The following is a 20,045-nucleotide window of genomic DNA, read 5'->3' on the forward strand; positions in this document are numbered from 1 at the left end:
GTGTCCGGCATGACCGACATCGGGGAGGTTCGTTTCGGCGGGCGAGCCAAGTGGGGCCGGGTCACCAGCCACCTCGTGCTCGCCGCCCTCGGGGCATTCCTGACCGTCGTGGCGTTCGTCGCGGTGCCGGCGGACGTCCACGCCGTGCGGGCACTGGGCTGGTACACCCTCGCGGCGACGGTGCTCACCCTCGCGGTGACAGCGGCGCTCGCGGGAGTGGGACAGCTGCCCACCCTCCACGCGGCCAGTGTCGACGGGGACGAGGGACGAGGCGTCGAGGCGTGGCCCTGGGAGTGGCGCTACGACCTGGCGCTCGACCTCGGCCTGGGGATCGTGCTGGTCGTCGTCGCCGCGATCGGCGCGGCCGCGGGCAACGGCTGGCTCGCGCCGAGCGTGGTCGTCGCACTAGCGGCGGCCTGGTTCCTGGTGCGGGTGGGACTGTCGCTCAGCGGGCGTCGACGGAACGAGGCGCTGTGGCTCACCCGTGGCGATCTCGTGCACGACACGGTCAACGGTCGCGGGCGGTGCGGACGCGACCACGTCACGAGAGTGTCGACCATCGACCGGTTCGTGATCGCCGACGTGGACACGGCCACCACGCAGAAGCTGCCACCCCGACCCTGGCGCCGTCGGCGCCGTCTCAACGATCCCCGCACGATGGTCTTCGACACCAGCATGACTGGCCACACGCCCGAGCAGATCGCCGATTGGCTGCGGACCGAGCTCCGGCTCGAGGATCCTCGACCGCTCGGAGGATCACCACGATCTGCCACCCGACGTCGACACACCAGGGGTTGACCATGACCGCGACCATCGCGGAGTCCGGCACCGGACGTGCCATGCCGCCCGTCGTCTACGTGCCGACCACGGACGAACCGGATCCGCACCAGCGCCGGGTCGTGATGCATCACGTGGAGGACGGCCGAACGGCGCTCTACACGTACTCGGCGCCCGATCGTCTGGACGACTTCTACCTGCCCGGCAGTCCTTGGATGCTGTGCGACGTACCCACCCTCCAGCGCATCCACGACGAGACGCCCTACGACCTGCTGTTCGTCGACGTCGACCCCGGGCTGCGCGAGGAGACGGCGGAGGCCACCTCGTGACGGGCGGCATCGACGTCGACCTCGGCACCCTCACCTCGATCGCCGCCCTCCTCGACCGCGGAGCGGACGACCTCGAAGGCCTCGCCGGCAGCGTGCCCGCAGGCGTCGACGCCGGCCCGATGACCGGCTTCGTCGCGAGCCTCCTCAGCCAGGTCGTCGACAGCGCCGGCAACGTGTCGACGGCGTCGACCGCGGCCGCCGATCTCGTGCGCCTCAGCGGGGACTACTACCGGAGGGCCGACGCCGAGGCCGAGGCCGACTTCGCCGACATCAAGAAGGCGATGGAGCAATGAGCGTCGACACCGAGATCCAGGGCAGCCCGGGGTCGGTCGAGTCGGTCGGCTCCTGGTTGCGCGGGTCGCTGGCACCGGCGGTCGGACGTGCCGCCGACGGCATGAACGACGCCCGCAAGTCCGCCGACGACTCGTGGCAGGGCCCGGCCGGCGACCAGTTCTCCTCGTGCATGGCGGCCGCCCGCGACAAGACGGACTCGCTCGAGAAGGCTGCGCGGACGATGGCCGACGACCTCGACGCCTTCGGGGAGAAGCTGCGTGGCTGCCAGAACGACATGGCGACGATCCGCACCGACGCGACAGCCGCCGGTCTCACGGTCGTGGGGTTCATCGTCCAGGACCCGGGCCCGGGACCGGCCCGCCCGCCCGACGGCTTCACCGGCACCCCCGAGGAGGTGGCCGTCCACAACGACAAGGTTGCCGCCTATGACGCCCATCAGGACAAGATCGAGGCCTACAACCACGCGTCGAGCGAGGCGACCCGGATCGACCGGAAGTACGCAACCGCGTGCCGCTCGCTGCAGGACGAGTACACGATCGGCCAGCACGCGTCCTGGCTGCTGACCACCGCCGACATCCTCGGCGACGCGACGGCTGGCGCGATCGGCGTCGGCATCGCCGGTAAGCGGAGCAAGCTCAACGGCCGCGCCCACGACCTCGTCGAGGAGGCGCGGCGCGCGATCGACGACCTGCAGGCCCATCCCGAGCGCTACCTCAAGCGCAAGTGGCTCATCTTCAAGACGCTGGACACCGCCAAGCTCGAGGCCGACCGCCTGGCCGTCGCCGGCAAGCTCGACGAGGCCGAGGACCTGCTGCGGCAGAGCCACCTCGCAGGCGATGCCAAGATGCCCAAGGTGCTGGGACGGGCCGGCAAGGTGCTCGGCCCGGCGGGCCTCGGCCTCGGCATCTACAACGACTACCAGGAGGGCGAGACCACCACCCAGATCGTGGTCTCGCAGGGGGTCTCGACCGGTGTCGGCATCGCCGCCGGCGCGGGCGCGACGATGCTCTCCAGCATGGCCGTCGGCGCCGCAATCGGCTCGGTCGTCCCCGGCGCAGGAACTGCCGTCGGCGCTGTCGTCGGCACCGTCGTCGGAGCGGGGATCGCAATCTTCTCGGACGGCGCCATCGACTCGCTCTTCGAGAACGGTCCCGACGTGGGCAAGGCCTTCGAAGAAGGCGTCGACGCCCTTGCCGACACGGGAAACGCGATCAAGGACGGGGTGTCCAGCGTGGGCGACAAGATCGGCGGCCTGTTCGGCTGAGCGCCCGGACGTCATTCTGCCGGCGTGGCCCCGAGCCGCGGACGCGACGGCGTGCTGCGCCGCCACGCCCGTCATCCACAGAAGGACCTCGCGGGACTTACCGAATCGCGGGCATTTCGGTAGTTTTCCAAGCATGCGATTCGGGGGAATTGTTCTGGTCACGGCGTTGACCCTCGGTGCCTGCTCGTCCGACCCGGCGCCGGTCGAACCCGCGCGATCAGCCACCACTCCGACACCCACGGCCACGGCCCCGCCCATGCCCGACCAGGCACGCGAGGACTCCCCCGAAGGCGCCGCCGCTTTCGTCAAGCACTACGTGGACGTCTTCAACTACGCAGCCGCAACGGGCGACGTGGAAGAGCTCACGCGCCTGTCCTCCCCCAGCTGCAAGGGGTGCCAGAGCTACATCAACCTCTACCGGGACACCTACGCCGCGGGTGGCTACTTCAAAGGCGGCAAGTGGAACCTCGGTGACCTGAACCTCGAGGTCGGCAACGATGAAACGTACTTGACGACCCAGGTGATGGTCGACGAGGGGACGAGCAGGTCTCGAGCCGATGCTGAAGAGGTTGGCGAGAAAGGCGAACGGAACACCATCAGCTTCGCCGCGCAGGCCACCGCCGAAGGATGGCGTCTCCAGCAGTTGGGGCTAGGTGAGGTCGAATGAAAGAGCTCAGCGTCGGCCTGTTGCTAGGAACGGTTCTGCTCTCAGGTATGTCCGCACCACCTCGCGGAGATATCGACGTTAAGCCGGTCGAACGCAGACCCTCCGTCCGGTTGGAAGGAGTCAAAGTGACTCGTCCGGCTCCACTTGGCCGGCCGCAACCGCGCCCAGCCAACGGACAACCCGTCGGATCGTCCCAGGCCAACGACCCCGCCTACGACCGCATCTACATGCAGTGCCGCGTGGATCCCGACAACTCGATCTACGGCTGCCGCGCCGCAACACCGGAAGAGACCGAACCCGAGGATCCCGACGCACCGGACCGCCGCCAGCTGACGCCCGGGGACGTCCTGCGGGCCGCACGGGAGATCGGGTTGCCCAGCCTGCAGGTCCGGATCCAGCCGGGCGAAAAGACACTCGTCAACGTCGAGACCATCTTCTACGCCGAGCCGCAGGCGTTCAGTCGCAGCATCGACCTGCTGGGGTACGACGTCGACCTCGTGGCGGAACCCGCGAGCTACCGCTGGATCCACGGCGACGGCACCACCAGGTCGACCTCCACGCCCGGCAGGCCCTACCCCGCGATGGACGTGACCCACCGCTACCGAGCGCCCTCCGACCACGTCCGCGCACGGGTCGACGTCACCTACCGGGTCCGCTACCGGGTCGACGGCGGAGCATGGCAGACGATCGGTCAGACACTCGTGGCGTCGGGCCCTGCGGCAGAGCTGGAGGTCAAGGAAGCGGCCCCGGTCCTGACGAAGCAGTGAGTGCAAGAATGGCCCCATGCGTATTGCAAGCCACATCGTCGATCTGATCGGCAACACCCCGTTGGTCCGGCTCAACTCCGTGACCGCACCCGGATCGGCAACGGTCGCCGCCAAGATCGAGTACCTCAACCCCGGCGGGAGCGCCAAGGACCGCATCGCGGTCAAGATGGTCGACGCCGCCGAGGCGTCCGGCGCGCTGAAGCCCGGCGGGACCATCGTCGAGCCGACCTCCGGCAACACCGGCATCGGCCTCGCCCTCGTGGCGCAGCAGCGCGGCTACAAGTGCATCTTCGTGTGCCCCGACAAGGTCGGCACCGAGAAGCGCAACGCGATGAAGGCGTACGGCGCACAGGTCGTGGTGTGCCCCACCGCCGTGCCGCCCGAGCACCCCGACAGCTACTACAACGTCTCGGACCGGCTCGTCCGCGAGACCGAAGGCGCCTGGAAGCCCGACCAGTACTCCAACCCGGCCGGCCCCGAGAGCCACTACGAGACCACGGGCCCCGAGATCTGGGCGGACACCGACGGCAAGGTGACTCACTTCGTCGCCGGCGTCGGCACCGGCGGCACGATCACGGGTGTCGGCCGGTTCCTCAAGGAGAAGAACCCCGACATCAAGGTCATCGGCGCCGACCCGGAGGGCTCGGTCTACTCCGGCGGCACCGGTCGCCCGTACCTCGTCGAGGGCGTCGGCGAGGACTTCTGGCCCAGCGCGTACGACCCCAGCATCCCCGACCAGATCATCGCGGTCTCCGACGCGGACTCGTTCGACATGACCCGTCGTCTCGCCCGTGAGGAAGGTCTGCTCGTCGGCGGCTCGTGCGGCATGGCGACGGTCGCCGCGCTGCAGGTCGCGGCCGAGGCCGGCCCGGACGCCCTCGTGGTGGTGCTGCTGCCCGACGGCGGTCGCGGCTATCTGGGCAAGATCTTCAACGACGACTGGATGTCGTCCTACGGCTTCCTGCGGGAGCCGCTCGACGGCACCACGCACCAGATCTCCGTCGGGGACCTGCTGCTCGGCAAGACCGGCGGCCTGCCGGCGCTGGTGCACACGCACCCGTCCGAGACGATCCGCGACGCGATCGAGATCCTGCGCGAGTACAACGTCTCGCAGATGCCCGTCGTCGGCGCCGAGCCCCCGGTCGTGATCGGTGAGGTCGCGGGCAGCGTCAACGAGCGCGCGCTCATCAGCGCCGTGTTCGAGGGCCGGGCCGAGCTGACCGACCCGGTGTCCAAGCACATGGAACCGCCGCTTCCGCTGCTCGGCTCCGGCGAGACGCTCGACGACGCGCTCAAGGCGCTCAGCGGCAGCGACGCGGTGATGGTCGTCGAGGACGGCAAGCCGCTGGGTGTCCTGACCCGCCACGACCTGCTGGGAGTGCACGTCTGATGGGCAACAGCGAGAGCGCACGCGACGAGGGCCGCACGCACGGCTTCGCGACCCGGGCGATCCACGCCGGCTACGAGCCGAACGCGGAGAACGGCGCGGTCAACGTGCCGATCTACGCCAGCTCGACGTTCGCCCAGGACGGCGTGGGCGGCATGCGCGGCGGCTACGAGTACGCCCGCACCGGCAACCCGACCCGCAAGGCGCTCGAGGGCAACCTCGCGGCGCTCGAGAACGGCACGTACGGCCGTGCGTTCAGCTCCGGCATGGCCGCGACGGACACCGCCCTGCGCTCGCTGCTGCGTCCCGGAGACCACCTGGTCGTCCCCGACGACGCGTACGGCGGGACGTTCCGCCTGATCGACAAGGTCTTCACGCAGTGGGGCATCACCTACACCCCGGCGGCGGTCAACGACCTCGACGCGATCCGTGCGGCCGTCACCCCCGCGACCAAGGCGATCTGGATCGAGACGCCGACCAACCCGCTGCTCAACATCGGTGACATCGCCGCGATCTCGGAGATCGCCCACGCGGCGTCCGCGACGTTCGTGGTCGACAACACGTTCGCCTCGCCCTACCTGCAGCAGCCGCTCACGCAGGGCGCCGACGTGGTGCTGCACTCGACGACCAAGTACGTCGGGGGTCACTCCGACGTCGTCGGCGGCGCGCTGATCACCGATGACGAGGAGCTGGACGCCGCGTTCGCGTTCCTGCAGAACGGGTCGGGCGGGGTGCCCGGACCGTTCGACGCGTACCTGACGATGCGCGGCGCCAAGACCTTGGCCGTGCGCATGAACCAGCACTGCGACAACGCCGAGGCCGTCGTGGACTTCCTGCAGGGACACCCGGCGATCTCGTCGGTCCTCTACCCCGGTCTCCCCGAGCACCCGGGGCACGAGGCCGCGGCACGTCAGATGCGCCGCTTCGGCGGCATGGTGTCCGTACGCCTGAAGGACCAGCAGGCCGCCCTGGACTTCTGCTCACGCACCGAGCTGTTCACCCTCGCCGAGAGCCTCGGCGGCATCGAGTCGCTGATCGAGCACCCCGGCGCCATGACCCACGCCTCCACGGCCGGGTCGTTGCTCGAGGTGCCGGACGACCTCGTGCGGCTGTCGGTGGGCATCGAGGACGTCTCGGACCTGATCGGTGACCTCGAGCAGGCACTGAGCTGATCACCTCACGTCGCCTCGCGCTCGTCGGCGCGGTGCTCTGGACGCTCCAGCCGCTGTACGTCCTCACCGAGCTGGTGGTCTCGCGGCACACCTCGCGGGACTACTCGCTGGCGGGGAGCACGATCAGCGACCTCGGCAACACCGCGTGCCGCTCGATCCGCGGCGACGTGCTGTGCTCGGACTGGCACGCCGGGATGAACGTGGCGTTCGTCTGGTTCGGCCTGACGCTGCTGCTGGGTGCCGTGCTGCTGGGCGGTCGTCGCCTGCCCGGCTGGACCGGGCGCGCGGCAGTCGTCCTGTGGTGCGTGGCCGGTCTCGGCACGATCGGCGTGGGTCTCGCCCCCGTGAACGAGGACGGTGCGCTGCACAGTCTCGTGGCTGTGCCGATCTTCGTGGCCCAGCCGCTGGCGCTGATCCTCATGGGGCTCAGCCTGAGGTCCCGGAGCACGATCGTCGTCGGCGGCCTGTCCGCGCTGGGCGCTGCCGGGTTCGCCACGTCGCTGCTCACCGACGCCTCGACGTACGTCGGTGCGCTCGAGCGGCTGGCCCTCTGGCCGGGCCACCCCTGGGTCGCGGTGATCGCGCTCGCACTGGCCGGACCTGGACCCCAGCGCACGACCCCGGACCCTGCCAGAATTCCTGCATGAGTCACGTGATGTTGCTGCTGGCCCACCCGCGGCCCAGCAGCTTCTGCCATGCCCTGGCCGCGCGCGTCGCCGAGCGGCTGATCGAGCTGGGGCACGAGGTCCGCTCCCACGACCTGTACGCGGAACGGTTCGACCCGATCCTGGCGACGTACGAGTCCCGCACCAGCGGGGATGCCACCGAGTCCGCGCTCGCGCACGAGGAGGACCCACTGATCAGCCTGCACCGCGAGGAGCTGCGGCAGGCGGACGGCCTGGTGGTCGTGCACCCGAACTGGTGGGGCATGCCTCCCGCGATCCTCACGGGGTGGGTCGACCGGGTCGTCGTGCCAGGAGTCGCGTACCGGCTCGCGGACGCCACCGGGTATCCCGAGCCACTGGCGCCGATCCAGCAGCTCTTCGTGGTCAACACCTCCGACACCACCGACGAGCGCGAGGAGAACCTCTACAAGGACCCCTTGGCGTCGATCTGGGGGCGCTGCATCGCGCCGTACCTGGGCGCACCCCAGGTGACCCGACGTGTGCTGAGGCCGGTGGCCGGGTCATCGGACGAGCAGCGCGCGGACTGGCTCGACGAGGTGGGAACGCTCGCCGCCGAGACGTTCGGAGCCGTCTCCTAGTCTGGAGGGCATGTCTGAACGTCGTGGTCTGCTCAGTGAGATCTCCTGGTTGCAGGTCGCCGGCAGCGTGCTCGCCGCTGTCACCGCCGCGTGGCTGGCGTCACGGCTCGGCGTCGCCGGGACGATGATCGGCGTGGCCCTGGGCAGCTTCGTGGCGACGGTCAGCTCGGCGATCTACGCCCGGACGCTCGACAAGGGCAAGACGCTGCTGGCGCAGACCGCCTCCGGGACGCTCGTGGAGAGGACGGTCCAGGACGGCGAGATCGCCGAGGCGCTGGACGACATCGCCGAGAGCGAGCGCTCGACCGTGCGGAGTGCCGAGGTCATCGAGGAGGACAAGCCCCTGCGGTGGAAGGCGATCATCATCACCACGGTCGTGGTGGCGCTGCTCGCGCTCGGCGCCATCACGACGTACGAGCTGGTGTCCGACAAGACCCTCGGCGGGTCCGGCGGCACCACGATCGGCGACACCTTCGGCGGGGGCAAGAGCGACAAGGGCGACTCCGGCGACACGAACAAGAACGACGACGACTCCGACTCCGACAAGGACAAGGACAAGGACGCCCCGGACCGGACCGACCGGACGACCGACCCGAACCGCCCGGGAAACCCGAACCCCGCGCCGACCGCGTCCACGCCGGCCCCCACCCGGACGGCGACCCCGGCCCCGACGCGGCCCACCGCGACGCCGCGCCCGGAGCCCACCTCGACGCTGGACGCCCCGGAGCCCACGGAGCCTGAGCCCCGGTCCGTGGAATGAACGCCCGACCCGCCGCGTTGACGGCACCGACTCACCGAGAGGAGCGCACACCATGACCATCTACCTGACTCCGAACATCACCGACGAGAGGATCGCCGGGATGGACATCTTCGAGGCGTTCCGGACCGGCGAGGAGCTGCTGGACTCCCGGTACCCGCGTGACGCCGCCCGGGTGCTCCGCAAGGTCGTCGACGCCGAGCCCAACCACGCCGCGGCGTGGGAGCTGCTGGGACGCGCGCACTTCGCGGCCGCCCAGCTCTGCCCTGCGGAGGACGCGTTCCGCCGCCTCGTCGAGCTCGAGCCGACCAGCGCATGGGCGCGGACCGCGCTCGGGCTGTCGCTGGACCGGCAGAGCCGTCACGGCGAGGGCGCCGTGCACCACCGCATCGCCGCGGCGATGGGCGCCTCCCCGCGGGACGCGACCCGCGTCGAGCTCGTCAACCGCCCGATGGGCTGACGACCCTGGACACCACGTGGGCGGCAGCGGCGACAGCCGTCGTGCTGATCGCCGTGCCGCCGGCGTGGTCCGTCACCCGTCACGTCGTCACCCTCGTCCACGAGGCGGGACACGCCGCCGTGGCGGTGCTGACCGGGCGACGGCTCAACGGCATCCGGCTGCACACCGACACCTCGGGGCTCACGGTGTCCAGCGGCAAGCCGCGGGGCCTCGGCATGATCGCGACCGCAGCGGCGGGCTACCTGGCCCCCGCAGCACTGGGTCTTGCTTCCGTCGGCCTCGTGGAGAGCGGCCGCACCGCCTGGGCGCTGTACGCCGGGCTGGTGACGCTGGCGCTCATGCTGGTGTTCATCCGCAACTGGTTCGGGCTCGTGGTCGTCGCTCTGAGCGCGGCGGCGGTGTCCCTGCTGGTGTGGCGTGCGCCCGAGCGGGTGCAGGACTTCGCCGCGCTGACGTTCGCGTGGTTCCTGCTGGTCGCCGCCCCGCGGACCGCGATCGAGCTGTGGCCGCACCGACGGAGAGTACGGACCCGCACGTCCGACGCCGACGTGCTCGCCCGGCTCACGGTCCTGCCCGCACCGATCTGGAACATCCTGTTCATCCTGCTCACCGGCGCTGCGCTGGCCGCCGCGGTCTGGCTCGTCGGGCCGCCCTGATTGGATGGGGGCATGTTCTCCGTCGGCACCGAGCTCGAGGGCGCCCTCGGACGCACAGGCACCATCACCACTCCCCACGGGGAGATCCGCACCCCGGCGTTCATCCCGGTCGGCACCCGGGCCACGGTCAAGGCCGTGCTGCCCGAGGCGATGGCCGATCTGGGCGCCCAGGCCGTGCTCGCGAACGCGTACCACCTGTACCTGCAGCCGGGCGCGGACATCATCGACGAGGCGGGTGGCCTGGGGACGTTCATGAACTGGCCGGGCCCCACCTTCACCGACTCCGGCGGCTTCCAGGTGCTCTCGCTGGGCGCCGGGTTCCAGAAGACGCTGTCGATGGACGCCACCGGCGTCACCGCGGACGACGTGATCGCCGAGGGCAAGGACCGCCTGGCCGTGGTCGACGACGACGGCGTGACGTTCAAGTCCCACCTCGACGGCTCCAGGCACCGCTTCACGCCCGAGGTGTCGATGCAGATCCAGCACCAGCTCGGCGCCGACATCATGTTCGCGTTCGACGAGCTGACGACGCTGATGAACACGAAGGACTACCAGGTCCAGTCGCTGGCCCGCACCCAGGCGTGGGCCCGGCGCTGCCTCGTCGAGCACCAGCGCCTCGACGTCGAGCGGGCGCACAAGCCCCGGCAGGCCCTGTTCGGGGTCGTCCAGGGCGCCCAGCACGAGGACCTGCGCCGCCAGGCCGCCCGCGGGCTGGCCGACCTGGAGCTCGACGGCTCCGGCTTCGACGGCTACGGCGTGGGCGGTGCGATCGAGAAGGAGAACCTCGGCACGATCGTGCGCTGGGTCAACGAGGAGCTGCCCGGCGACAAGCCGCGGCACCTGCTCGGCATCAGCGAGCCCGACGACCTGTTCACCGCCGTCGAGAACGGCTGCGACACGTTCGACTGCGTCTCGCCGTCCCGGGTCGCTCGCTCGTCGCGGGTGTACGCGATGACCGGCCGCTACAACGTCATGGTCGCCGCCTCACGCCGCGACTTCGGGCCCATCGATCCCGAGTGCGACTGCTATACGTGCGCCCACTACTCCAAGGCGTACCTGCACCACCTGTTCAAGACCAAGGAGTACCTCGCCGCGACGCTCTGCACGATCCACAACGAGCGCTTCACGGTCCGCCTCGTCGACGACATGCGCGACCACATCGAGGCCGGCACCTTCGCCGACTTCCGCGACGACTTCCTCGCCCGCTTCTACGCCTGACGGCGCGGTCGCCCGCGTCCCGGGGGTGTCGGATTCCCACGGGACCGTGGGAATTACGCACTCCCCTCGCGTCACAACACGCGGGGAGTGACCAATTACCACGGGACCGTGGGAAACCGTCAACCGGTCGGGCGGGGCCGGGTCACTGCCAGTAGGAGGGCTCGCGGCGCTTCAGGAGGCGGATGACGACCATCGTCAGGGGCATGACGAGCAGCTCCACCGCGCACTTGAACAAGAAGCCGACGACGAAGTAGTTGAGGAAGGCGCCGAACGTGTCGACCCCGATCGCCGACGCCGCGATCGCGCAGAAGATGAACGTGTCCGCGGCCTCGCCGACACCGGTCGAGCCCGCCAGGCGGCGCCAGAGCCCGGCCTCGGCGGACCGTGCCTTCATCCGCACCAGGACGTACGAGTTGAGGAACTGTCCCACGACGTACGCCACGAGCGACGCCGCGACGATCTGCACGCCCGACCAGACGACACTCTCGAACGCCTCCTGGTTGTCGTAGAACTCCGCGCTCGGCAGCTGCATGACGACCAGGAACGTCACGAACGTCATGATCGCGGTGCCGAACCCCACGAGGATCGCCCGGCGCGCGGCCCGCAGCCCGTACACCTCGGAGATGACGTCGCCGATGATGTACGCCAGCGGGAACAGCACCGCCCCGCCGTCGGAGAACACCGGGATGATCTGCACGGGGCCGATCGACACGTCGCCGGAGAAGAACTGGGTGCCCTTGGTCGCGGCGATGTTCGACACCACCAGGACGACGCAGAACACCGCGAGCAGGATGTCGTAGTAGGACGATCCGCGCGAGGCGAAGTGGACCTCGCGCTCCGCCCGGGCCGAGGTGTCCGCAGAGCTCATGTGCCCCATCCTGCCAGCCACCCACCCCTCTGGGAGAATCGCTGCATGACCGCGCTCCCGACTCGCACCGACGTGCTCGTCGTCGGCGCCGGACCCGCCGGATCGGCTGCCGCGGCCTGGGCCGCCCGCTTCGGAATCGACACCGTCCTGGCCGACGCAGCCACGTTCCCGCGGGACAAGACGTGCGGCGACGGCCTCACGCCGCGGGCGATCGCCGAGCTCGAGCGCCTGGGGCTGGGCGACTGGGTCCGCAGCCACGGCACCAACCGCGGGCTCCGCGCAGCCGGCTTCGGCCAGGAGCTGCTGCTCCCATGGCCCGGCGGCTCCCTGCCCGATTACGGCTCCGCGGTCCCCCGCACCGAGCTGGACGACAAGCTCTTCCGCGTCGCCGTCGAGGCGGGCGCGACCCCGTTCGAGGGAGCCCGCGCCGTCGACGCCGTCCGCGACGACAGCGGCCGTGTCACGGGCGTGGTGTTCCACCTGGGCAAGGAGCGCACCCCACACACCGTCCACTGCAGCCGGTTGATCGTCGCCGACGGCGTCCGCTCCCCGCTGGGCCGCGTGCTGGGCCGCGAGTGGCACCGCGACACCGCGTACGGCGTGGCCGGGCGCTCGTACGTCAAGTCCGGGCGCAGTGACGACCCGTGGATCTCGTCGCACCTCGAGCTGCGCGGACCCGCCGCGAACGGCTCGGGTGACGAGCTGCTGCCCGGTTACGGCTGGATCTTCCCCCTCGGCGACGGCGAGGTGAACCTCGGCGTGGGCGCCCTGGCTACTGCCAAGCGTCCCGCCGACCTGCAGATCCGCCCGCTGATGGAGCACTACGCGAACCTGCGCCGCGAGGAGTGGGACCTCAGCGGCGAGCTCCGCATCCCGACCAGCGCCCTGCTGCCGATGGGCGGCGCCGTCTCCGGCGTCGCGGGCCCCAACTGGGCGCTCGTCGGCGACGCGGCCGGCTGCGTCAACCCGCTCAACGGCGAGGGCATCGACTACGGGATGGAGACCGGGCGCGAGGCGGCCGAGCTGCTGCGCTCCGGGACGGACCTGGACGCTGCCTGGCCGGCGCTGCTCACGAGCCGGTACGGCGAGGCGTTCTCGATCGCGCGCCGGCTGGCGGGCCTCATCACGGTCCCCCACCTGCTGCCGACCGCTGGGCCCGTCGGCATGCGCTCGCACCACCTCATGACGTTCGCCCTGCGCGTGATGGGCAACCTGGTCACCGACGAGGACCGCGACCTGACCGCTCGCCTGTGGCGCTGGGCCGGACGTCAGTCCGTGCGCCTGGACGACCGACCGCCGTTCTCGTCCTGACCCGCGGGACGCACGAAGGGCCCGGCCGGAGCCGGGCCCTTCGTGATGCAGCAGTGGATCAGCTCGCAGGCGGAGCCGGGGGCGCCGGCGGAGCGGGCGGGTCCTGGGGCGCAGCCGGGGGCGGCGGCGTCTGACCGGCAGGCGGCGCGGCCGGAGGCGGCGTCTGAGCCGGAGGCGGCGTGTAGGTCTGCGGGGCCTGGTTCGGCGCTGTCTGGCCGTGGGGCGCGTGGCCCGTGCCGTTGCCGTTGCCGCCCTTGTTGATCGGCGGGATCTTCTCACCCGAGTCCTTGAACAGCAGGGCGAGGAAGACCACGAACACCAGCAGCAGGACGATCAGGATCCAGCCGGACCAGCCCGGACCGACCGAGATGTCCTCGAGGAAGTCGGGGACGTCGACCGTGAAGGGCTTGATGATGAGGATGAGGGTCGAGATCACCGCGAGGGCGAGCGACACCAGCGTCCACGGCACCTCCTTGGGCAGAGCGTCCCCGGCGAACACCCGCGCGACGACGAGCGCGAAGGAGGCGATGAGCAGCAGGCACGCCAGCGTTCCCCAGCCGTCCCACGCGTTCGTGACGTTCTCCGACTGCCCGCCACCGCTGATGCGGATGTAGGCGCCGAAGAAGGTCAGGATGATCGCGAGGGCGCCCGAGACGAGGGCTCCTTGCGTGTTGATGCCTAGTGACTTTAAGTCAACGGCCATGACAAATTACTCCCAACGATGAATGATGACGCCCCGAACATAGTCGTGATGGGTCACCTCGGATAGTCATTTCGCGCTTGCGTCGCCCCGCGAGTCGCAATCACCGGTGTGGTATCGGACGCGTCCCGGCAGCCGCGCGCAGCACCCCTGGAACCAGCAGTGCGGCACAATCGCGGCATGGAAGCTGATGTCATCGTCGTCGGAGCGGGACTGGCCGGGCTCGTGGCCACCGCGGAGCTCGTGGAGGCCGGCCGCAGGGTCCTCCTGGTGGACCAGGAGGGTGAGCAGGGCATGGGTGGCCAGGCGTACTGGTCGTTCGGTGGCCTGTTCCTGGTCGACTCGCCCCAGCAGCGCCGCATGGGCATCAAGGACTCGGTCGACCTGGCGCTCCAGGACTGGATGGGCAGCGCCCAGTTCGACCGGGACGAGGACCGCTGGCCGAGGCGGTGGGCCGAGGCGTACGTCCACTTCGCCGCGGGCGAGAAGCAGGCCTGGCTCAAGGAGAAGGGGCACAGCATCTTCCCGGTCGTCGGCTGGGCCGAGCGCGGCGGCGGACTGGCCGGCGGGCACGGCAACTCGGTCCCCCGCTTCCACATCACGTGGGGCACGGGGCCGGGGATCGTCGAGCCGTTCGAGAGGATCGTCCGCGAGGGCCACGCCCGGGGCCTGGTGCAGTACGCGTTCCGGCACCGTGTCGACGAGCTCGTCGTGACGAACGGCGTCGTCACCGCCGTCACCGGGCAGGTGCTGGAGCCCACGGACGCCGAGCGCGCCGCCCCGACCTCCCGCACGTCCATCGGCGACTTCACCGCCTCCGCGCAGGCGGTGATCGTCACCTCCGGCGGCATCGGCGGCAACCACGACCTCGTGCGGGCCAACTGGCCCGAGCGCCTCGGCACCCCGCCGGAGCACATGATCTCCGGCGTCCCGCAGCACGTGGACGGCCGGATGCTGGGCATCGCGGAGAAGGCCGGCGCCAGCCACATCAACCGCGACCGCATGTGGCACTACGTCGAGGGGATCAAGAACTGGGACCCCATCTGGCCCATGCACGGCATCCGCATCCTGCCCGGCCCGTCGTCGCTGTGGCTCGACGGCAGTGGTCAGCGGCTCCCAGTCCCGGGCCTGCCGGGCTTCGACACCCTCGGCACGCTCAAGCTCCTGCGCCGAAGCGGCCACGACCACTCGTGGTTCGTGCTCACCCAGGCGATCATCGAGAAGGAGTTCGCCCTGTCCGGCCAGGAGCAGAACCCCGACCTGACCGGCAAGAGCATCCGGACGCTCGTGAAGGAGCGGCTCTCCAAGGGCGCCACGAGCCCGGTCGAGGCGTTCAAGCGCAACGGTGAGGACTTCGTGGTCGCCGACACCATCGAGGAGCTCGTCGCCGGCATGAACGCACTCACCCCCGAGGCCCCGCTCGACCTGGAGGTCGTGCGCCGCCAGGTGCTGGAGCGCGACCGCGAGCTCGACAACGACTTCACCAAGGACCTGCAGATCGCCGCCATGCGGCAGGCACGGTCGTACCGCGGCGACCGGCTCATCCGGGTCGCGAGCCCGCACAAGATCCTGGACCCCGCGAAGGGGCCGCTCATCGCGGTCCGCCTCCACGTCCTGACCCGCAAGTCGCTCGGCGGGCTGGAGACCGACCTCGACTCACAGGTGCTGGGCCTCGACGGGGAGCCGATCGAAGGCCTCTACGCCGCAGGCGAGGTCGCCGGATTCGGCGGCGGCGGCGTCCACGGGTACAACAGCCTCGAGGGGACGTTCCTCGGCGGATGCCTGTTCAGCGGGCGGGCCGCCGGACGCGCCGCGGCTCGCCAGGTCGGCTGACGCTTGGCTTGTCGCGACGCCATCCGTACGGTTGGGGCATGACCCTCGCACCTCTCGTGGAGCTCAACGACGGACGGCAAATGCCCGTCCTGGGCTTCGGCACGTACTCGATCGACGACCCGGCCATCTTCACCGAGGCGCTGGCCGCCGGATACCGCCTGCTCGACACCGCGACCCGCTACGAGAACGAGACGGCCGTCGGGCAGGGCATCGCCGACTCCCCGGTCTCGCGTGACGAGCTGTTCGTCACCACCAAGCTGCCCGGCAGCGGCCACGGCACCGACGGACCGCGTCGCGAGCTGGAGGCCTCGCTCGAACGTCTCGGCCTCGACCACGTCGACCTCTACCTGATCCACTGGCCGAACCCCAGCGCCGACCTGTTCGTCGAGACGTGGAAGGCGTTCCTGGAGCTGCGCGAGGCGGGTCTGACCCGGTCGATCGGCGTCTCCAACTTCCTGCCCGAGCACCTCGACCGCATCGTCGCCGAGACGGGTGTCGCTCCCGCGGTCAACCAGGTCGAGCTGCATCCCTACCTCCCCCAGACCGAGCAGCGCGCGGCCGACGAACGGCTCGGCACGATCACCCAGAGCTGGACGCCACTGGGCCGCAAGAGCGATCTGCTCGAGCAGCCGGTGCTGGCCTCGATCGGTCGCAAGCACGACCTCTCCCCCGCCCAGGTCGTCCTGCGGTGGCACACGCAGATCGGCGCGGCACCGATCCCGAAGTCCGCGACGCCCGAGCGGTTCCGGAGCAACCTGGACATCTTCGACGTCGAGCTCGACGCGGACGACATCGAGCAGATCGCCGGCCTCGAGAACGGCCAGCGCATCGGCGGCGACCCGCGGACGCACGAGGAGTACTGAGTCCGTCCTAGCGCATGGCCGCGGCGACGACCTCGAGCGGCGGCAGGGCATGGCTGTAGCGGAAGCCCTGTGCCTCGTCACAGCCCCGGTCCCGCAGGTACGCCTCCTGCGCGTCGGTCTCGACGCCTTCGCCGACCACGGTCATGCCGAGCGTGTGCGCCATGACGATGATCGCGTTCACGATGGCGGCGTCGGAGGCGTCCTCGACCACGTCGGAGATGAAGGAGCGGTCGATCTTGATCTTGTCGATCGGGAACCGGGTCAGGTAGGCCAGGCTCGAGAACCCGGTGCCGAAGTCGTCGATGACGATCGCGACGCCGAGCGACCGCACCGTCCGCATCAGCTCGATGACCTCGGCGGGGTTCTCCATGAAGATGCCCTCGGTGATCTCCAGCTCGAGCCGCTCGGGAGGCAGACCCGAGTCGCGCAGGGCCCCACGCAGGACGTCCAGCCACGAGCTGTCGTTCAGCTGACGCGGGGAGACGTTCACGGCGAGCTTGAGCGGGATCCCGATCTGCTCGGACATCGTCAACGTGTCGACGCACGCCTGCCGCAGCACCCACTCCCCCAGCCGGATGATGAGGCCGTTGTCCTCGGCAGCGGGGATGAACCGGTCCGGCGTGATGTCCCGCCCGTCGGACGTGCGCCACCGGGCGAGCGCCTCGACCCCGACGAGCTCGCCCGACTGGAGATCGACCTGCGTCTGGTACGACACCGAGATCTCGTCGCGGTCGAGGGCGTGCCGCAGGCCCGCAGCCATCGCGAGCTTGTCGTTGGTCGCGTCCAGCATCGAGAACTCGAAGGACCGGTAGGTGTTCCGCGACGACGTCTTCGCCTGGTACATCGCGGTGTCCGCGTGCTTGAGCAGGGTCGTCGGGTCGCTGCCCGCCAACGGGAACATCGCCACCCCGACGCTCGCGGTCACGATCAGCTCGTGACCGCTGCAGTCGATCGGCTCGGGGATGGCAGCCAGGAGCGCCGTCACCCGTTGCTGCACCTGCTCCTCGCCGTCGATCCCCGTGAGGACGAGGACGAACTCGTCGCCGCCGAGACGCGCCACGAGGTCGTCGGGTCCCGCGTGCTCACGGAGGCGCTCGGACAGCTTGACCAGCAGCTCGTCGCCGATGTGGTGACCCAGGGAGTCGTTGACCCGCTTGAAGTGGTCGACATCGATCAAGGCGACCGCCACGCCGCGACCGTGGCGCACCGCGAGCCGGAGGTCGTAGTCGAGCCGCTCGAACAGCTTGGTGCGGTTGGGCAGGTCGGTCAGGAAGTCGTAGTGCGCCATGTGCCGGATGAACTCCTCGGCGTGGCGACGCTGCGTGATGTCGTACGCCACGGACAGGAACCCGGTCACCTCGGCGTCCTCGCTCGCGATGAGCGAGATGGCCTCGTTGACGGGGATCGTGGAGCCGTCCTTGCGGCAGTAGTCCACCTCGCGCTCGTCGACCGCGTTCGGCCGGGTCGCCAGCAGCGGCATGTCGCCGCCGACGCCCTCGCGCAGGGCACCGATGGGAGACCCGACCAGCTCGTCGCGGTCGAAGCCCAGCAGCCGTTCGGCGGCGGGATTCGCAGTGACGATCGTGCCGTCCGGGTCCGAGGCGATGATGCTGAACGGCAGGTTGTCGAGGATCGAGCGGCGCATCCGGTCGGCGTGCTTCGCCGTCTCGATGGCCTGCACCATGAGGCGCTCGGTGATGTCGATGACCGAGGCGAGGACGTGCTGCTCGTCGTGGACCTGGATCGGGTTGAGGCCGATCTCGACCGGGACCTCGCTGCCGTCCCGGCGCCGGCCGAACAGCTCGCGTCCCGCCCCCATCTCCCGGCGGGCGGGCCGCGTGAAGAATCCCTCGCGGTACGAGCGGTGCGGCTCGCGGAACCTCTCGGGGATGAGCTCCTCGATCCCCATCGCCAGCATCTCGTCGCGGGTGTAGCCGAACAGCGCCTCCGTCTGCGTGTTGACGAGGGTGATGCGCCCACGCGGGTCGATCATCAGCATCGCGTTCGGCGTGGCCTCGATGATCTGGCGGAGCATCGTGCTCTCGTCACCCGCGCGGTCGATGAGCTCGGAGCCCATGCGGGAACCTCCCAGGTGACGTGTCGGCGCGGGCCGAGCTGCTCCCGGCCCGACTATTGTGCCCGCTCGGAGGCCCACAGGACTACATTTCGACCATGACCGCCGTCGCACTCGTCCTCGCCGCCGTGGCCGCCCTCCTCCACGTGCTGATCTTCGCGATGGAGTCGCTGCGCTGGCGCGAGCCGGCCACGTGGCGCAGGTTCGGGATCACCTCCCAGGCGGACGCCGACACGACCGCGCCGATGGCGTACAACCAGGGGTTCTACAACCTGTTCCTGGCCGTCGGCACCGCGGTCGGCGTCGTCGTCGTGGCCGCGTCCGACAGCCACGACACGATCGGCTGGACGCTAATCGTGTTCGCGTGCGCGAGCATGCTCGCGGCGGCCCTCGTGCTCATCTCGACCGGTGCGTCGTACGCCCGTGCCGCGGCGATCCAGGGCGTGCCGGCCCTGCTGGCGGTCGTCACCGCACTCGTCGCGGCGAACTGACGGCCGGGGCGTCGGGCCCCCTCGTTAGGGTGAGTCCGTGCTTCGTATCGCGACCGTCAACGTCAACGGCATCCGTGCCGCCCACAACAAGACCCGTGGCCAGTCGGCCGGCCTGAGCGAGTGGCTCGCCGCCCGCGACGTCGACGTCGTGACGCTGCAGGAGGTTCGCGCACCCGACGAGATCGTGCACCAGATCCTGGCCGACACCGGCTACCACGTCGTCCACAGCGAGGCGGCGGCCAAGGGCCGCGCCGGCGTGGCGGTCCTCAGCCGGACCCCGCCCACCGCACATCGCGTGGGCAACGGCGACGAGTTCTTCGACGACTCCGGTCGGTGGATCGAGGCCGACATCCCGCTGGCCGACGGCTCGATGCTGACGGTCGTCTCGGCCTACGTGCACTCCGGCGAGGCCGGAACGCCCCGCCAGGAGGAGAAGTACCGCTTCCTGGACCAGATGGTCGTCCGCCTGGCGGAGATCCGCGCCACGGGCGCCCACGCGGTCGTCACCGGCGACCTCAACGTCGCGCACACCGAGCGCGACATCAAGAACTGGAAGGCGAACCGGAAGAAGGCCGGCTTCCTGCCCGAGGAGCGCGCGTACTTCGACCGCTTCATGGGCGAGCTGGGCTGGGTGGACGTGCACCGCAGCCTGGCCGGCGACGTCGACGGGCCGTACACGTGGTGGTCCATGCGCGGGAAGGCGTTCGACACCGACGCCGGCTGGCGCATCGACTACCAGCTCGCGACGCCCGAGCTCGCGGCCACCGCACGGCTCGCCACGGTCGACCGCGCGATCAGCTGGGCCGAGCGCTGGTCCGACCACGCACCGCTCGTCATCGACTACGACCTCTGACCCCTCGAGATCCGCGCGTCGGACGCCCGGACAGATACAT

Annotated in this window: 22 protein-coding genes; 19 read left to right on the top strand and 3 right to left on the bottom strand. The window is 70.3% G+C overall.

The window, feature by feature from the left end; all coding sequences use genetic code 11:
* Positions 1-9 precede the first annotated feature (9 nt).
* From C3E78_RS10685 to tgt, 14 genes are all read left to right on the top strand, one after another.
* The gene (locus C3E78_RS10685; protein WP_108578272.1) at positions 10-798 is read left to right on the top strand and encodes a hypothetical protein; all 789 of its coding nucleotides are present in this window, start codon (positions 10-12) and stop codon (positions 796-798) included.
* A 2-nt stretch (positions 799-800) separates the two neighbouring features.
* On the top strand, positions 801-1,106 hold the full coding sequence (locus C3E78_RS10690; RefSeq protein ID WP_108578273.1) for an SAV_915 family protein: 306 nt from the start codon (positions 801-803) through the stop codon (positions 1,104-1,106).
* On the top strand, positions 1,103-1,399 hold the full coding sequence (locus C3E78_RS10695) for a hypothetical protein (protein ID WP_108578274.1): 297 nt from the start codon (positions 1,103-1,105) through the stop codon (positions 1,397-1,399). The genes C3E78_RS10690 and C3E78_RS10695 overlap by 4 nt, the downstream gene beginning before the upstream one ends.
* A complete protein-coding gene (locus C3E78_RS10700) occupies positions 1,396-2,664 on the top strand; it encodes a hypothetical protein (RefSeq protein WP_108578275.1) in 1,269 nt (422 codons plus the stop codon). Before C3E78_RS10695 ends, C3E78_RS10700 begins: the two co-directional genes overlap by 4 nt.
* Positions 2,665-2,797: 133 nt before the next feature.
* Positions 2,798-3,331, top strand: coding sequence for a DUF6318 family protein (locus tag C3E78_RS10705; RefSeq protein WP_268916148.1), 534 nt, complete (start codon positions 2,798-2,800; stop codon positions 3,329-3,331).
* Positions 3,332-3,570: 239 nt separating this feature from the next.
* A complete protein-coding gene (locus C3E78_RS10710; RefSeq protein WP_108578277.1) occupies positions 3,571-4,098 on the top strand; it encodes a hypothetical protein in 528 nt (175 codons plus the stop codon).
* A gap of 16 nt (positions 4,099-4,114) precedes the next feature.
* Positions 4,115-5,488, top strand: coding sequence for a cystathionine beta-synthase (locus C3E78_RS10715; RefSeq protein WP_108578278.1), 1,374 nt, complete (start codon positions 4,115-4,117; stop codon positions 5,486-5,488).
* Positions 5,488-6,657, top strand: coding sequence for a cystathionine gamma-synthase (locus C3E78_RS10720; RefSeq protein WP_108578279.1), 1,170 nt, complete (start codon positions 5,488-5,490; stop codon positions 6,655-6,657). The genes C3E78_RS10715 and C3E78_RS10720 overlap by 1 nt, the downstream gene beginning before the upstream one ends.
* A 32-nt stretch (positions 6,658-6,689) precedes the next feature.
* Complete coding sequence (locus C3E78_RS10725; protein WP_159085869.1) at positions 6,690-7,304, top strand: DUF998 domain-containing protein; 615 nt, start codon at positions 6,690-6,692, stop codon at positions 7,302-7,304.
* On the top strand, positions 7,301-7,921 hold the full coding sequence (locus C3E78_RS10730) for an NAD(P)H-dependent oxidoreductase (RefSeq protein WP_108578281.1): 621 nt from the start codon (positions 7,301-7,303) through the stop codon (positions 7,919-7,921). The genes C3E78_RS10725 and C3E78_RS10730 overlap by 4 nt, the downstream gene beginning before the upstream one ends.
* Before the next feature lie 10 nt (positions 7,922-7,931).
* Positions 7,932-8,681: a hypothetical protein gene (locus tag C3E78_RS10735; protein WP_108578282.1), complete on the top strand. Its 750-nt coding sequence runs from the start codon at positions 7,932-7,934 to the stop codon at positions 8,679-8,681.
* Between the two features lie 52 nt (positions 8,682-8,733).
* Entirely contained in the window at positions 8,734-9,138 is a 405-nt protein-coding gene (locus C3E78_RS18620) for a tetratricopeptide repeat protein (protein ID WP_235833596.1), read from the top strand.
* 5 nt (positions 9,139-9,143) lie between these two features.
* Positions 9,144-9,794, top strand: a complete 651-nt coding sequence (locus C3E78_RS10740; RefSeq protein WP_268916155.1) for a M50 family metallopeptidase — start codon at positions 9,144-9,146, stop codon at positions 9,792-9,794.
* Between the two features lie 12 nt (positions 9,795-9,806).
* Positions 9,807-11,012, top strand: a complete 1,206-nt coding sequence (tgt, locus tag C3E78_RS10745; RefSeq protein ID WP_108578284.1) for a tRNA guanosine(34) transglycosylase Tgt — start codon at positions 9,807-9,809, stop codon at positions 11,010-11,012.
* Positions 11,013-11,154: 142 nt separating this feature from the next.
* On the opposite strand, the gene C3E78_RS10750 is transcribed toward tgt, so the two are convergent.
* The gene (locus C3E78_RS10750) at positions 11,155-11,880 is read right to left on the bottom strand and encodes a queuosine precursor transporter (RefSeq protein ID WP_108578285.1); all 726 of its coding nucleotides are present in this window, start codon (positions 11,878-11,880) and stop codon (positions 11,155-11,157) included.
* A 45-nt stretch (positions 11,881-11,925) separates the two neighbouring features.
* Between C3E78_RS10750 and C3E78_RS10755 the strand changes: the two genes are divergently transcribed.
* On the top strand, positions 11,926-13,191 hold the full coding sequence (locus tag C3E78_RS10755) for a geranylgeranyl reductase family protein (RefSeq protein WP_108578286.1): 1,266 nt from the start codon (positions 11,926-11,928) through the stop codon (positions 13,189-13,191).
* A gap of 58 nt (positions 13,192-13,249) precedes the next feature.
* On the opposite strand, the gene C3E78_RS18460 is transcribed toward C3E78_RS10755, so the two are convergent.
* Complete coding sequence (locus C3E78_RS18460) at positions 13,250-13,894, bottom strand: hypothetical protein (protein ID WP_199906800.1); 645 nt, start codon at positions 13,892-13,894, stop codon at positions 13,250-13,252.
* A 177-nt stretch (positions 13,895-14,071) separates the two neighbouring features.
* Here C3E78_RS18460 and C3E78_RS10765 point away from each other — a divergent pair, with 177 nt between their 5' ends.
* A complete protein-coding gene (locus tag C3E78_RS10765; RefSeq protein ID WP_108578287.1) occupies positions 14,072-15,724 on the top strand; it encodes an FAD-binding dehydrogenase in 1,653 nt (550 codons plus the stop codon).
* Between the two features lie 38 nt (positions 15,725-15,762).
* On the top strand, positions 15,763-16,587 hold the full coding sequence (locus C3E78_RS10770) for an aldo/keto reductase (RefSeq protein ID WP_108578288.1): 825 nt from the start codon (positions 15,763-15,765) through the stop codon (positions 16,585-16,587).
* A gap of 7 nt (positions 16,588-16,594) precedes the next feature.
* Here the strand turns inward: C3E78_RS10770 and C3E78_RS10775 are convergent, their stop codons facing one another.
* Positions 16,595-18,664: a putative bifunctional diguanylate cyclase/phosphodiesterase gene (locus C3E78_RS10775; protein WP_108578289.1), complete on the bottom strand. Its 2,070-nt coding sequence runs from the start codon at positions 18,662-18,664 to the stop codon at positions 16,595-16,597.
* Positions 18,665-18,759: 95 nt separating this feature from the next.
* Here C3E78_RS10775 and C3E78_RS10780 point away from each other — a divergent pair, with 95 nt between their 5' ends.
* Both C3E78_RS10780 and C3E78_RS10785 read left to right on the top strand, forming a co-directional pair.
* The gene (locus tag C3E78_RS10780) at positions 18,760-19,152 is read left to right on the top strand and encodes a DUF1304 domain-containing protein (protein WP_108578290.1); all 393 of its coding nucleotides are present in this window, start codon (positions 18,760-18,762) and stop codon (positions 19,150-19,152) included.
* 37 nt (positions 19,153-19,189) lie between these two features.
* Positions 19,190-20,005 carry an exodeoxyribonuclease III gene (locus C3E78_RS10785; protein WP_108578291.1) on the top strand — a complete coding sequence of 272 codons (816 nt, stop codon included), beginning with the start codon at positions 19,190-19,192 and terminating at the stop codon, positions 20,003-20,005.
* The last annotated feature ends 40 nt before the right edge of the window (positions 20,006-20,045 follow it).

This window comes from Aeromicrobium chenweiae, from assembly GCF_003065605.1.
Taxonomy (GTDB): domain Bacteria; phylum Actinomycetota; class Actinomycetes; order Propionibacteriales; family Nocardioidaceae; genus Aeromicrobium; species Aeromicrobium chenweiae.